At 57.6% G+C, this 15,182-nt stretch carries 12 protein-coding genes; 11 read left to right on the top strand and 1 reads right to left on the bottom strand.

The genetic code is table 11. From position 1 onward, the window contains the following. The first annotated feature begins 333 nt into the window (after nucleotides 1-333). Both ACT3HL_RS13580 and ACT3HL_RS13575 read left to right on the top strand, forming a co-directional pair. The gene (locus tag ACT3HL_RS13580) at nucleotides 334-1,212 is read left to right on the top strand and encodes a DUF6166 domain-containing protein (RefSeq protein ID WP_256309296.1); all 879 of its coding nucleotides are present in this window, start codon (nucleotides 334-336) and stop codon (nucleotides 1,210-1,212) included. Between the two features lie 700 nt (nucleotides 1,213-1,912). Continuing rightward, on the top strand, nucleotides 1,913-3,103 hold the full coding sequence (locus ACT3HL_RS13575; protein WP_390282486.1) for a hypothetical protein: 1,191 nt from the start codon (nucleotides 1,913-1,915) through the stop codon (nucleotides 3,101-3,103). Between the two features lie 249 nt (nucleotides 3,104-3,352). Here the strand turns inward: ACT3HL_RS13575 and ACT3HL_RS13570 are convergent, their stop codons facing one another. After that, nucleotides 3,353-4,747: a protein adenylyltransferase SelO gene (locus tag ACT3HL_RS13570; protein ID WP_123124675.1), complete on the bottom strand. Its 1,395-nt coding sequence runs from the start codon at nucleotides 4,745-4,747 to the stop codon at nucleotides 3,353-3,355. A gap of 238 nt (nucleotides 4,748-4,985) precedes the next feature. On the opposite strand from ACT3HL_RS13570, the gene ACT3HL_RS13565 reads away from it, so the two are divergent. From ACT3HL_RS13565 to ACT3HL_RS13525, 9 genes are all read left to right on the top strand, one after another. After that, the gene (locus ACT3HL_RS13565; protein ID WP_123124676.1) at nucleotides 4,986-5,573 is read left to right on the top strand and encodes a DUF7437 domain-containing protein; all 588 of its coding nucleotides are present in this window, start codon (nucleotides 4,986-4,988) and stop codon (nucleotides 5,571-5,573) included. 5 nt (nucleotides 5,574-5,578) lie between these two features. Continuing rightward, a complete protein-coding gene (locus ACT3HL_RS13560) occupies nucleotides 5,579-6,112 on the top strand; it encodes a hypothetical protein (RefSeq protein ID WP_445087333.1) in 534 nt (177 codons plus the stop codon). 185 nt (nucleotides 6,113-6,297) lie between these two features. Next, nucleotides 6,298-7,902, top strand: coding sequence for an AAA family ATPase (locus ACT3HL_RS13555; protein WP_256309227.1), 1,605 nt, complete (start codon nucleotides 6,298-6,300; stop codon nucleotides 7,900-7,902). A 98-nt stretch (nucleotides 7,903-8,000) separates the two neighbouring features. Then, on the top strand, nucleotides 8,001-10,994 hold the full coding sequence (locus ACT3HL_RS13550; RefSeq protein ID WP_256309228.1) for a VWA domain-containing protein: 2,994 nt from the start codon (nucleotides 8,001-8,003) through the stop codon (nucleotides 10,992-10,994). Nucleotides 10,995-11,729: 735 nt separating this feature from the next. Beyond that, nucleotides 11,730-12,671, top strand: coding sequence for a hypothetical protein (locus ACT3HL_RS13545; RefSeq protein ID WP_256309229.1), 942 nt, complete (start codon nucleotides 11,730-11,732; stop codon nucleotides 12,669-12,671). Next, on the top strand, nucleotides 12,668-13,573 hold the full coding sequence (locus ACT3HL_RS13540) for an N-6 DNA methylase (RefSeq protein ID WP_256309230.1): 906 nt from the start codon (nucleotides 12,668-12,670) through the stop codon (nucleotides 13,571-13,573). Before ACT3HL_RS13545 ends, ACT3HL_RS13540 begins: the two co-directional genes overlap by 4 nt. Nucleotides 13,574-13,968: 395 nt before the next feature. Next, a complete protein-coding gene (locus ACT3HL_RS13535) occupies nucleotides 13,969-14,304 on the top strand; it encodes a hypothetical protein (RefSeq protein ID WP_112077683.1) in 336 nt (111 codons plus the stop codon). After that, nucleotides 14,301-14,714: a hypothetical protein gene (locus tag ACT3HL_RS13530; RefSeq protein WP_123124683.1), complete on the top strand. Its 414-nt coding sequence runs from the start codon at nucleotides 14,301-14,303 to the stop codon at nucleotides 14,712-14,714. The genes ACT3HL_RS13535 and ACT3HL_RS13530 overlap by 4 nt, the downstream gene beginning before the upstream one ends. After that, complete coding sequence (locus tag ACT3HL_RS13525) at nucleotides 14,711-15,088, top strand: hypothetical protein (RefSeq protein WP_256309231.1); 378 nt, start codon at nucleotides 14,711-14,713, stop codon at nucleotides 15,086-15,088. Before ACT3HL_RS13530 ends, ACT3HL_RS13525 begins: the two co-directional genes overlap by 4 nt. The last annotated feature ends 94 nt before the right edge of the window (nucleotides 15,089-15,182 follow it).

Below are 15,182 nucleotides of genomic sequence, written 5' to 3'. Positions count from 1 at the left end.
GTAGTTACTCGATCGATGGCTCCTGGACGCTACGCGGCTCCTCTCTCGATTATCGATACGAGAACTGAAACCCAGCGGAAGTGTCCGTACTGTCGCTGGGAGACGAACTCACTCTATAGACTCGACAGCTGGCCAGACGACTACGCGGGCTGCGCGTCCTGCGTTCTCGAGGCACTTGCCGATGACGACGAGTACCTCATCTACCATTCGTCTCCGACCAACCTAGAGCAATCACAACCGAGTCCCACACCATCGACCGAGGCACGACCCGCCTCGGACCCGTCGCAGTCCCACCAATCCGCTGATGGATAACCCACCTTCAGACTTAATCTCATGCCAGCAAAAACCGATTACTCGCGAAAAACGAAATGGAAGAACGAACCGTACCAAGGCGAACGAGGCGTTGGCGGAAACTTCGTCTACGCTGGCGATAACCTGCTCGACAAGCATCTGTTCGTCCACCGACTCGCTCCCGGCGGATTCGACTGGGGGCCTGACGCCTCTGACGAGAAGGCCAGTCAACTCGCTATCGCACTCCTCGCCCCGCTCAAAGGCGTGGACTACGCTGTCGAACACTACCACCTATTCGCGGAGAACTTCGTCCGGCGTGAACTAACCGACGATACCTGGGAAATCAAACGTCAAGACTACCGCTCAGATGAGTACGTCGAGGCCATCGACGGTCGCGACTACCCCGAAAACACCGCCCCCGGCCCCGAAGACGTTCCCGATCTCGAGGATGCCGACCTCGAGTCCATCACGTACGCCGCGGAGATCGCTCTCGCCGAGAAGTACGCGGAGGTTCTGTGGCAGTCGGGGAACCGTCGCGAGAACCTTCGACGGCTGAAAGCCATCTGGAGCGGTGAGGAAGATCCCGCCAGCGACGCCGTCGCTTCGGGGACACTTTATCGAATTCAAGGCCTCGACATTCCCTCGAACGCCCGCAGTACGCTCGTCAAGCAGTTCGACTCGATGGGCGAACTCGCAGCCTGGGTCTGCTATGGGCGCAATCACTCCCAGCTCGCGGGGATCAGCGACGCATCCGCGAAGAAAATCCCTAACGCTCGCCCCGGCTTCGTCCAGTACTTCGGCGGTACAGAGCACATCCCCGAGCACGACACCCGTGAAATGTCGCTCTCGGAGATGTCCAACACTCGGGGCGACACCGCCCAGCAGACGTTCACAAGTACTCTTAGTGAGGCAGACGAGTAACCCACAGCAGCCTGACCGACTCGGCTTCCCTCTCACCTGTTTGTTCCCCCCTGTTCGGTGGGGGGATCGGATGTCCAAACAGAACACTCCAAGCGTTCCGCGCGTCGATTGACGACCACCGGGACGGATTCTGTTCGGGCTCTCCACCACCCCCCATCTTTCTCCTCTCGGCTCTAGCGGTTCTCCACGCTCCACTCCCCTTCGTAGCTGTAGTACTGTGCGGCAAACTCCCATGATACGGGATCGGCCGTCTCGTCTCTGCGTTTTCTCCGTTCACTCCCAGCCGTGTGCGTACTCCCGCGGCATTTTCGATACCGAGGACTCACCCATGTCAACAGAATCCAAATCCAGTTCCAGCCAGCCTCGCTCCCCCGGCTCCGACTCGAACGAGAACGAGACCGAGAACACCAGTGGGGACGAGAACGATACTAGCGCCAGTCGCACCGATACCGACCGCCCGCCCATTCCGCTTGCCGATCTCCTAACCCGAGAGACAGACCGAAAATTCGTCGGCCTCACTGAGAACGACTCCCGGGAATATCCCGATGAAGTTCCACCGGAAACCCGGTGTTCGGCAGCGAACTCCCGCTCGTTTAAGGAAGCTATCCAAGCCCTCCCGAAGGCGAGCTCCGGTGAACTCTGGGCGACCAACGATTTCGTCGAGACATCCGGGCGTGTCGACACTGCCGTCATCCGCCGTGTGCATGGCCTCGACGTCGACGCACTTGAATCCTATACCGGAAGTTCGATCGAAGACCTCGCCGCCGCGAGTGAGGCCGACGCAGTCGTGCGTGTCTATGATCATCAAGATATCGTCGACGACCGCCGAAAGGCGTTGAACGCGCTCGGCTACGATGTTAAGTTCCGGTGGCAGATCGCCTCGGATTCGTACTCCATTATCAACCCACAGGAGGCGTATCTCCCCATCATCAGTGCACTCCAGCAGCGCGGCGAAACCAATCCCTTCGGGTGGGTGTCCTACCGCGATTGGGGTGGGTTGTTCAAGATGGTCGTCATCTGCCCGAGCCTCCGTCACGTCGTCTCCGGCGATCAGGGGGACATCGAAGACGACGTCGAAGAAGACGGCATCACCATCGCTGTTAGTAACGATAGCGACTCCGATGAGGACTCCAACAAAGACGAGGAAGGATCGGAGACCATCATCTACGGCGGCTTCCAGACCGGGTACGACTTCCGAGGCACGCAGACGCTCTGGGCGCGACCTGTCCTCTTCTTCCCCGACAGCGGGACCGTCCTTCCCGATATGGGCGAACGGTACACACGGCGGCACTACGGGAAAGCCACGAATGCCGATCACGAACGCAGTCAGGGCCGTGTCCCGATTAGCGAGTGGTGGCGCTCTATCTACGACGACATCGACACTCGGATGATCGAGGTCGATACCGCTATTCGTCGGACACGGGCCATCGCGTACGACTTTGAGGACCTCCCTTTCTCCGTCGAAGACTGCTACACCTACTGGGGGATCGCATTCAAATACGCAGAGCGGGCCGCCGACCGAGCGATCTCGATCGCAAAGCCCTCCTCGCGACCAACTGTGTTCAACCTTCAGCTCTCCTTGCTCATCGCGGTACTACAGGAATACGAGGGATCGATGGCCTCGGATACCTATCAGGAGTACCTTGAGGTCGCTGGCGAGTTGTTCAGAAAGCCAGCGATGATGATCCAACTCGCCATGCAAGAGCACGACCGGCGGACGGACGACGACTCCCAGCATGTCCTTCCCGAGAATCAGCAGACGCTCAGTGACTCTCTCGAAGACATCGTCGATATCCCGGGCATCAGCGTCGATACAGAGGCCGACCTCTCGGATCAGCAAGCACACCGAGTGCAGGATCAGCTTCAGCGACGACTCGGTGACATCTCCTGATTCACCGTGAACGAAGTGGTCATTCAACTGTGGATTCGTGAGTTCATAATCATACGCTCAAATATTAGATAGCAGATAATTCTCTCACCGCGTGCAAGATGGAGGGCGCGAGTCTTGCATTTGTGAATACTGCTCTCTCAATCGGCGATGCCCAACAGTTCATCAACAGTAACTGCCGTTTGCCCGATGATAGTGTCCTCGCCTGAGCAATGGCGAGTTGATGAGTATACCTACTTTGGTACTATTGGCTCACGTATTACAGTACGTTGTATACTCCGTATCGAATTCTCGTGGCGGTGGTTGCTGGAATTGTGAACCCATATCCTTCGATATATAGGGGTTTTCCAGCACGTTCAATAACCGTTCGAATGTGGAAAGAGTCCCAGTTTCGAGATACTCGTCCAATGCCTGTTCAACCAGGTAGTTGCGGGGAATGTACCGCGGATTGGCCTCCTGCATCAACTCCTCATCTAGGCCGACAGCAGCCAGTTTATCTCTGAGCTGTTCGAATTCTGTAGTTGCAAACGCTGGGTCATCAAACGTACCGGTCGTCTCTAATTCGAGGAACGTATTGGTATAGTCTGCGTTCGACTTGCGGAGCCACTCCAGGAATTCATCGACGAGTGCTTCCTCATCATCCGAGGTGATCCCCAGCTTCTTTCGCATCATCGTGTAGTATTGTGCATCAAATCGATCGTCAAATTCGTCCAGTTTACTTTCGAGTTCATCATACGTGAGCGCCGTTCGTGTACACAGCGGTTGGAGCGCCTCTGCGAGACGTTCGAGATTCCACCGCAAAATGGGTCGCTGGTTGCCGAAGGCATATCGCCCGTGCTTGTCGATCGAGCTGAAGACCGCATCCTCATCATAGTAATTTATGAACGCACAGGGCCCGTAATCAAATGTTTCTCCATCGATACTCATGTTGTCGGTATTCATCACGCCATGAACGAATCCGACACGCAGCCAGTCGACAACCATCTCAATCGACGACTGCATGACTGCATCAAAGAAATCGAGGTATGGACGATCCGCTGCAGTTAGCTGTGGGTAGTGTCTGTCGATAACGTAGTCAGTGAATCGCTGTAGTTCGTCGGCTGCTCGGCTTGCAACATACTGAAAGGTCCCGTATCGAATATGGCTGTTCATCACTCGGACAAGAATGGCTCCAGGTTCCTTCCGCCGTCGTCGGATCGCTTCGTCAGTTTCGAGGACAGCTAGGCTTCTCGATGTTTTGATGTGTAGATTCTGCATCGCATATGAATACAGATACTCTCTGAGCATCGAGCTGACAGTTGCGTTGCCGTCGCCTCTCCCGGAGTACGGCGTTCGACCGGAGCCTTTTAATTGGATATCGTATCTATCACCATCGCGTACATGTTCGCCGAGTATCATCGCTCTTCCATCGCCCAGGACGGTAAAGCTCCCATACTGGTGGCCTGCATATGCTTGGGCGATTGGTTCTTCCAAGAGGTCTTGGCCTGCTAGAATGGTAGCATTGAGTTCCGCTGGATCCAATCCAAGATCAGCACAGAGCCCGTCATTACGAACTACAATTTCTGGATTAGCGATACTTTTCGGCGTTACTCTCGAATAGAGGCTTGGGTCCAAATTTTTATAAGTGGTATCAAATGAAAACGTCATTTTGTCTTAAGTAGTATTATTTTGCTTGTTAATAAACTTACTTTTGAGGATATTGAGATCCGGTCAGTAGAGATTCAAATCGGCGCGTGCTGCATACGTCTTCTACCTCTTACACACGGTTCTATCAAATAATGAGTCTCTTCTCCGGTTTGAGGAATAACAAACCCCTCAATCAACGGTTGGAAGCACCACTTAGCCCACCGATACAACTTTATGTATTCCGCGGAAATTAAAATATATGGCCGAATCAGCTCTCTCGGGTTCGCACCCGTTGGATACGATGCTGGCAGTTTCTGACGTGATCCAGAACGAACGGTTGGCACGTCTGTACGCTCGGGTACTCGAACTCGACACCCCCACTGTAGAGGAGCTCGCAAGCCGTTCTGCGAGTTCTCAAACCACGGTCTACGAGGATGTCAAGCATCTCGTGGAAATCGGTGTCCTCAAGCGCGTGACGGACTCTCAGCCGCACCGATATAGCGCTCGTCGGGTCGATATGACCATACAGACCGGGGAAGAGACGTTTCAAATCACCCCGACGCTTCTCGTTGCCCTGGCTCAACGCGACTCAAACGACAATATCGAACTTTACGTCGAACGCCACGAAGTCAGCGGTCTGGCGACGGCCATCGAATACGCTCGGGCCTACACGAAATCGGAGATGACTGCCCGGATTATGGCTCGAGAGCAGGAGATCCCCGTCCTCGAAGCCGAAACAATCCTCCAGGAACTCCAGGAAATCCTCCTTGATGTAGAGGACGAGATTTCGACGGAAATCGATATCGAGGCGTTGGATGCAGACGTAGACGAGCAAATCGGCGAGTAGTAACCGTGCCGGAACACCTCTTTCCCGATGTCGAGAGCCACCTCATTGACACGAATCTCTTCATTCGCTTCGAGCGCCACGAGACGATTGACCTGCTTGAGCGAGCAGTGACCGAACACGATATCGTTCTCTTGGTCCCGCAGCGAGTATACGAAGAACTCACGCCAGAGTCCTATCCCTACGACCAACCTCCAATTGACGATGCGATAGAATCCGGCTGGGTGCAGGTCTTGGATGAAGTTGATTACTCGAACCCCGTCGTTTCAGCCACGATGGATATGGTTCGACACTATATCTCCGCCGCAACCGAGCGTCCCGAGCATACGATAGAGCAAGCCGATGCAGAAGTAGGTGGGGCGGCTGCTACGCTCTTGGAAGACGGACTCACAAACTCGATAGCGATCTACACGAACGACAGAGCCGCATTCCGTGGGATTGAGCGAGCACTCTCTCAACACAGCTACGAGAATCACGTTCAGTTAGTCAAGGCGTTCGATTTCGCGGATACCGTCGAGAACAGATATCAATTCTCTAAATAACCACTCTTTCAACAATTAGACGAATGGAGTAATAATCGAGAGCCGTGCCTCGTCTCTCTATTCGGAATTCGATTCTAGAAACCGACCGTTGCACGCTCTCTGACGGTGGAACGCCATTTTTGTCGCCCCCCGACAGGTGAAGGGGCTGGAAAGACCCAGATAGAACGCCTCTACCACCAGAACTCATGTCCTCAGCATCCACCGCGAGTGGCGACACCACTCCCGAAGGCCAGGTTGTCCTCTCACACCTCGTGAACCGACTCCTCCAGCGTGAAGGAGGCAACGTCCCTGTCGAGCGAGTGGCGCTACGAGTGTCCGACTACGTCGACCTCTCCGACCAGGACGCCGCCGACCTCATCGACGAGGGGGACGACGCCGGTATTTACACGCTAGATCGCTCTTCGAGCGGGAACGCCACCATCACCGGCGTTTCACCACAGGGGACGGAACCCGAGGTCATCACCGATGCCTTCGGCGAACTCCAACAAGACACCGACGTTGACTTCCGCATGATCGAAGTCGTGACCGACACGATTAATGACGCCCTCCAAGACGCCGGGTACGACGCCTTCGAGTCGCTCGCGGACGCCAACGTTGACGACATCGCCGGCCTCACCAGCACGCTCACCGAGAGCCGCGCCGAGAACCTCCTCAAAGAGGCCGCCACGCACGTCCCCGTTGGACTCCGCCTCGCGAAGAACGCCGCCACCTACTACGACCAGCGGATGGACCCCGACACCGAACGGGCTGCCGCTCGCGTCACCGACCTCTCGCTCGTCACAGATTCCGTCGGAGAACCTCTGTACCGTTCCGAGGGGTGGGAGCCCGACGACGAGCGAGGAATGTACGTTTCCGACATCGGCCGCAACGCCGGGAGTCCTGTCCCCACAGGCCTGCACATTCTTGACGATCCCGACTACCCGAGCGTCCCGAAGGCCGCGACTCACCCCGACGCAGCCTATGACGCGCTCTCGGTCGACGACAACGGCGAGGTCGTCCCACCAGCCGTCCCCATCGACCCACGCTTCCAGGTCCCCCTCGATGAACTCATCGCGAAGAAACTCGCTCGTGGCCTCGTCCCGATTCGGGTGGTCGGGCCGCGTGGGTCGGGGAAGAATTACCTTCTCAAGTATCTGTGCCACAAGACAAACCGGGGCTACCAGTCAATCGATGTCGACCGAGCGACCGAACCCGAAGACCTCTTCGGCCCGCTCGTCCCGGATGGCGATGTCATCGTTCCTCGCAACGGCGCCGTGAAACAGGGCCTTCTGAACGGCGATACGATTGTCATCAACGAGTTCCCCGTCATGCAGGCCGGCGCTGCCATCGCGTTACACCGACTCTTGAACGAGGGGACGCTCTTGGTGAAGAGTCACGGTGAACTCGTTGAGCCCCACCCGTCGGCCCGCCTCGTCATCACTATGAACCCGCCGACCCGCGAGTACCGGGATTCGGAGCCGATGAACTCGGCGACGAGAGGCCGCTTCCGCTCGTTCGAGCAGCCCTACATCCAGGATGTTGAGGAAGAAGTGGATACGCTCGATAGGCAGGTGAACAGCGGTAAACCCGTCGTGGATCGACCGACGCTCAAGAAAATTGTCCAGTTCGCCCACCAGACCCGAGAGAACGAGTCCTGGCCCACGCTCTCGACGCGGAATCTCACGATCCTCTGTGAACACATCGAAGACGGAGTGTACCCGAAGGCCGCCGTCAAGGGGGTGCTCTGGGGAGTAGCCGAACCAAACCAGTACCCCGAGGACGCCTACGAAACCCTGAATGACTACCTCTAGAGGAACCAGCGGCGCTTGTTTGTGCGCCCCCGTGACGACGAGGGGGCTGCACACTCTGTCCATTACTTGCCCGTCCCAGCCTCCGTCCTGTTCCAAAAATGTCAATTCAACATCACCAGGTCGTCGACGATCTCAAACCCAAGGCCGCTGTGAGATCACGAATTTCTCCGCAGCGGGCCGACCGTCTCCGAGAGTTCATCCTCGGTCACCTGCCAAGGGGTCTGACCGTCGACGTCGTCATTTCCTCCAGCGTCCAGACCGCTGCCGTTCTCCCCGTCGATGTCGATGCTATCGTCTCTTCAGATGCGACCGAAATCGAACGCGCTCAGGCCGAACAGTTGCTCGCCGGCGTCGACACTGATTACCTGGTGATGGTGACTGGGACCGAGGCCGACCTCACCCGCATCCCGCTCAACGACCAGCTCACCGCCGACCACGCCCACCAGTTCGGCCTTGCCTTTCACGAACTGCTCCACATACTCAAGACAGCCATCACAGCGATATCAGAACTCCTCGAGACCGAGGTCGATGTCAAATACCATGCCCAGGTTCACGACCTCATCAACATCGTCGAGGATGGCGCCATCGAGTCCGAAGCCATCCACGGCGAGAATTTCAGCGATAACGCCGGAATTCGACTTGAACTCACTCGACGGCTCCACTCGCAGACGCCCAAGGACATCCCAGACGGTGAGGAAATTCGCTACTCGTTCTGGGACGCTGTGACGAGTTGTCTGTACGACGAAGCCATCTATCCGACGGGAACGACCGATGTTCTTCTCGACGAAAACGATTCTCGCATACAATTCAAGAGTGATGCGGATCGGGATGCGTTCGAGGCGATCCACACAGAACTGTGTACGCTGTCTGACGACGTACACGCGATTCGGAGCGCCGACCGATCAGACATCACTCACAACCACGACAAGACCGCCTCGATCCGTCGAGCGCGACGAGTTATCCAGACATGGACCGACCACATTCAGCCCGTCCTCGAGGCCGACAAAGAGGACGAAGAAGAGCAGGAACAGGACGTCCAGGTCAACCAACAGGTCGGTGGTAAGAACGAAGGTGGGTATCAAGACCAGTCCAGCGGGGATGGGAGTGACGAGGCCGCAGAATTGCTGGAAATGCCATCCAACTCTGATGCAGGCGACGACAGTTCCAGTAGAAACGAAGGGCTACAGGACGCTGAAGAGGGCGCTAGTACAGATGAGGATTCACAGCGGCTGTCACAGACCCAGCCCCCGACGCAACTCCCCGAAGACTTCGATCCGACCGACGTCTCGCTATCGCGGGAAGCAACGAGTGACCCCCATCAAAACGTCTTCGAACAACCGCCGGTCACGGACGATCCCAGCCCCACCGACGTCGGCGAGATCGACAATCATGGGGAAGAGGACGAACAGAACGACGAGCAGGCCCCCAGCATTGGCGAGGGCGCACAGGGGCACCACCGCGATGGTAAAGACGGACGTGACGCAGAAGCCGACGTGGAGAGAACTGACGCCGCTCAGGACACGGGAGGCGACAGTGATGGTGAGGGAGATGTCAAAGACAAGGCGGGTGGAGAGAATGATGGACAGGCCGAGTCAGAATCCGAACCGTTGAGTCGGGCTCAAGCTATCGCGCAGGCCGCTGACCGTGCCCGACAACGCGAGCAGGAACGACAGGGTGGGAATCCAGGCCAGAGGACGAACACCGAGACAGAAGCGCCGTCGAAGTCACCATCTCCTGAGGAGGACATGGGTGACGTCCCGAGATCCGCCGCTTCGAGTTCCATCGACACTCAGCAACAGAACCAAGACCAGCTCACTCTCGGGAAATTCGGCGGCGATTCCCAGGATAATCACGAGGGTACAAATCCCGATACGAGCGAAGGCGAGACCGACGACGAGCACTCCTCGGACGGATTAGATGAGGCATGCCAGTCGGACCAAGCGGATACCCCGACGCTCGAGACGGCGAGCAGCAGCGCGGCGGGAGACATCGACACCGACGCACGTTCGGAATCGGAGTCCGGTTCAGAACCCGAAGCAGAATCAGACTCTGAATCGGGGCAAGACATCCCGGAAGGACCTGCCCATACCGAGAGTTCGACGAGGTCGCCCGACGAAGACGAAGCCACCTACGAGAATGCCCTTGCCGGAGACGAACGCGCTGCCCACCGTGAATCCGAGCGCGAAGGTATCGACGAACAGGCCCTCGAAGAAGAACTCTCCGCGCTAGCTGACCAGCTCGAACGCTCCGCCCGCCAGCAAGCACAGAACGGAAAAGATCAGAACAATGGGGAGGGTGGACAATACGGTGGGCCTGGAAGTCTCGAGGATCTCGAGATTCTCCCCATCAGCGACAATCTCGCCCTCAATCGCGAGTGGGGCGCTATCGAAGAAGGGGCTGATCGGGTCGCAGAAACTCTCGAAATGTACCTTCGACTCGACCGCCGCAAAAACGTGCGACGTGGTCTTTCTTCTGGGGCGTACGATCCGCGGGCCGGTCATCGCCTCGCTATCGGTGACCCCCGCGTGTGTAAATCCCGAACCCTTGGGGACGAAAAGCAGTACGCGCTCGTCCTCATCCTCGATCGATCTGGATCGATGCGGCGGGGGTCACCGCCGAAGATCGAGATCGCAACGCAAGCCCTTGCCCGGTTCGCACTCGCCGCCGAGAACCTCGGGATTCGCGTCGCCATCACTGACTTCTACCGTGGCGAGGCACGTCTCGTGAAGCCATTCAGCATAGAAACGCGCCACGTCCAGGCGAATCTCCTTGATACGACGTGTGGTGGCGGGACGCCCCTCGCGGATGCGGTTATCCTCGCCCGTGAACTCGTCGAAGCACAACGCGACGAGCCGCTGATAATCACTGTGACGGATGACAACCCCTCTTCGACGGACGATGTCATCGACCAGATCCGGCGGTCGCACGCACCCGTGTGTTCGCTCACTATCGCGACCGATTGCCAACCCGGGTCGCTCTCTGACAGCGCCTCCGAACTCTCCCGGTACTACGAACGCCAAGAAGCCGTTTACACACCCGATCGTCTCGACGACAGACTCGATCAGTTCGCGAGTCTGCTAGCGGGGTTGTGATAATTAGCTGAAGATTCCATACATTCTATCTTAATAACTCTGTCACTGATAAATCCAGTTTGCTGAATACACAGCGCATATCCGTCACCACCTGCGTTCCGAGAAACATGTACAATACTGAGCAGTCTACCAGCCACTGGTTAGCGATGAAATGAACCCGAAGACAGCTAGTACGTCAACAACGCCTAGCAACCCACCGATAGCCACCCATCCCATCACGAGACTGCTTGCTGCACCAGAGAACGGGCCGGAAAAGATGTCCATCGGGGCAACGCCGATAACCATCGATAAAATCAGAGTGAACAACAGGTACGCGACATTCCCGGCGATAAGTCCGATAACTAGTCCTACTGGGTCGCCCCCACCTCTACTCATAACTCCACATGAGTTGGGCCGCTGTCACAAAGCTATCGCTCAGCCACATTTGAATAGGGCAGTACTGACTACACGCTCTATATCTGCCAACGTGATTTCATTCAGTTGAGGATCTATTACGTTGAAAAGCACGAGGACTTCCACGAACCGCTATGAGATTGTCCTACGCTACGTAGACACCAGGTTTGTTATGTAGGACATCTTCCGAGCCAATTTTTCACCCCCCGCGTCGGTAGTGGGGCGTCCAGCAGACGACCGACTTCAACATTCCGCCCTTCGTCAATCATGTCCTGTCGAACCATCCACTCAGCCGACGGCAGTGTGCCTCACCTGGCGTTGCCACCAGGCGCACTCGCCCACATGGACCGTGACTACGACTACAAAGTTGATCGCGATCCACCGAACGTCGAACCCATCGAACACCAGATTCGCCTCGACTTCATGGGCGGTGGGCCTGTCCGCCGCGACCAGCTCCTCGGAGACTACAATCCCTGGTCATACAAGGCCGAGACTCCCACAACCCATCCCTGGCGGGGGGTAAAACAGAAGCCGAGGGGCCTCGATTACGCCGAAGCATCGTGTGATGTACGGATTCGCGAAGAGGAGAAGTTCTACGAACACGCCGACGATGACACTGTTCTGGTCGACGCACCTGCCTACCTTGCCGCACGTATCCGCGAAGCTAGTGAGCAATCCGACCCTCACGAAGCCGTCCGTGAGGTGCGTAAGGACCGGGAGAAGTGGTATCAGGAACTCATCCCCGGCGCGAATCTCCGCCAGATCCTCAAGGAGTCGTCCTATGGGTCGCTGATCGAGAAGTGCATCGGACCCACTCCCGACGCCAACCACCTCCTCGAGCACAACGCCTTCGTGGGGATGGTCATCGTTGACGACGACACCAACCCCGACGCAATCGCCCGAGAACATGACATCGACTCGGTGTACGTCCTCCCGGAATCTGTGCTCTCACACGCGAACACTGACGAACCAGTGGCTCTCGCTGACTACGGTATCGAACTCCCCGCACCCGTCCTTGTCGGAGAATACGACAGCGGGAGCCAGTACCCATTCATCCCGTGGGGGGACGCCCTCACCTGTTCGTGCCCGTACAAGCAATCCGCTCCCTTCCGCGTGATGTGTAAACACGAACTTCTCGCGACCATCGTCTGTGGCGACCACGACTCAATATTCATCCCTCTCACCCGGGGTATCCACGTCCCTCACCGCGCTCGTCGATTCGCTAGTCCCGAGATCGCCGTTTCTCACCAGCCGCGAACAGCGGGAGGTCACCCGTCGCCATGACGACACTCTTGGAACCCAAACACCGCGAACTCGTCACTGACTCGCTCGACGACATCAGTCAGCAGACGGGTAAATCCACCTACCGGGTCTTCTCCGATTGGATCAGTATGGCGGTCGCCAGCTTCTCCGGCGACGAAGACGCCTATCAGAAACCGCTCGACCGGTATCGAAATGATGGTCGGGACGAGGAGACGGTTCGAGAGTTCGCGACGCTGCACGCCAACGCCCTCGGGGGTCTCGTCCTTGCGATGGAGGAAACGCAAGAAGATGTCCTCGGCGGCGTCTACGAACACTACGGCCTCACCAGCGAGCACTTCGCCCAGTACTTCACGCCCGGAGCGGTGAGCCGAGCGATGGCCCAGATGAACCTCCCCGACACCGATAGCCTCCGTGAGGCCACGCCGGACGACCCTCTGGTGATCGGTGATGTCTCTGGGTGCGGGAGCGGTCGACTCATCGTCGACAGTGCCCATCGACTCCAGGACCTCGCACCAGAGACTCCAGCCGTCTATCTCGGATACGACAAAGATCCTCTCTGCGCGAAGATGGCCGTTCTCAATTTCGTTCTCAACGCTATGACCGGGTACGTCCTACTCGGTGACGCCTTGAAACTCGATGCCCGACGGGTATGGTTCATCAGCACTGCCCAGCTCATCGGGGGCGACCATCCTGTGCGAGAACTCGACACGAGCGAGCGTGACCGCGTCCTCGCCCGATTCTTCGGTGTATCCCTCGTCGACGACGACACCGACGCCGGCGCCGCACAAGAGGAACCGGACACCGAATCTGAGCTGGACGTCGACCCGGAACCAACACCCGAAGAACCAACACTCGCACCGAACCTCGATGTCACGCTCGACCCGAGTGACACCTCCCAGGCTGGTTTCGACGAGTTCGTATGACCATCTCCTGCAATCGCGACGGCTGTGATCGAACGTGGCCCCGCGATCCCGTGCTTGAGGTAGGGTGCTCATCGTGTAGCGCTCCTATCGGCACGAAGTGCAAGCGCCCGTCGGGGCACGCCGGTAATTTCGTTCATCCGCACGGAAAGCGTGACCGCCTCGCTGTCGACGAAGGCCACTACGGAACGTGTCCACTCGATATCTGCGCTGAAACACTCGAAGACATAGATCGATCGGATACGCCCACCGAGGAAGATGGAGATACTACCGAACAGGTCTCGATCGGAGCATTTTGAATCGTTCTTCCGGCGTTCAGCGTCCTACGTTACAGTACGGACGCGAGCGTAGCGTAGGACCAGTTTTGTCGCCCCCGTGCCGGTGAGGGACGTACAAACATGACCTATGAAGTCGCAGAAGACGCGCCTGAACGCACCCGTAGTGAAGTAGAACAGCTCCACGAACTCGCGGTCAACACGTTTGGCTACGCCACCGACCACGTCCTCTTCACCGCTCACGGCGACGGGACGATCTCCGGTCGAATCGCCCTCCCTACCGGCCGTCCGTACGATGACACGGACGACGATCGGGAGCGCACAACACTCCACGACCGAATCGCCCGTCGCTTTCAGAACAACAACGACACCGATCCCGACCCACCCGCCGTCTGCGCACCCATCACCCCAGACGCACCGAGCGCGAATATCCCGGACGAAGCGCAAGCCAGTGCATGACCGGTGACTCTACGCCCAATAACGTGCCTCGGTGGGAGGATATCGACCTCGATGCTATCGACTACGAGGCGCGTGATGGTCTCTCATCCGGTCACGAGCGCACGCTTCGAGCACTGCGGTCGAAAATCGGCTCTACGGAGGCGCTGCTCCGACGCTATCTTAGAGAACTCGGTGTCTCATCCGGGGGTGACCTCGCCAAAGTCAGTATCCCGACGCATCTGCAGTATCGTGACCCGTTCGCGTTCGACCGAGTTCGCCGAGCCCGGAGCTCCCAGATGACCCTCGAGAGTCAGCGAAATCGCTTTTCTCGGGTGTATGCCGACCACTGTGCCGAGAAAGCTCGCCTCCGTGAGAAAGCCGAGGCCAAAGGTGACAGTGGCACTAATGATGGGGAGGCAGTCTCCGAATGACTCAGACCTTCATTCCAACACCGGTCCCCGAACCGCTACCGCTCGCCGAATCTCTCGTCGACGACGTCCTCGATGAACTCGACGAGATGGGAACCTCGCTCGAAACAGTGAATTCCGACCAACTGCTCGAGGCTCGCTACTCGGCGCTCGACGATCTCCTCCATACTGATCGCGACCCCTTTGGAAGCGATCTCGTCGCCATCGCCTATACGCTCCAGACCCTTGCTCGGGTGTACGATCTCCACGACGTCCAAGAGCCTGCTCAATTCCCTGATTGCGCAACAACCCTTACTGAGACGTTTCGGTCTGGTCTACTGTGGCATCATCTTGAGGCAGCCGTCACCATCGAACTCCTGGACGAACCAAATAGCTGAGATTTCGACTCCGATTCAATCCGCGACAAACTGTGCATCTCGTTAACCCCGAATTGCTCGGTCGCCAAGCCACCCGACTGCCTCCGTTTGTCGC

This window comes from Halobellus sp. GM3, from assembly GCF_052545375.1.
Note: the sequence above shows the minus strand (reverse complement) of the source record. Positions and strands in the feature narration are given on the sequence as shown.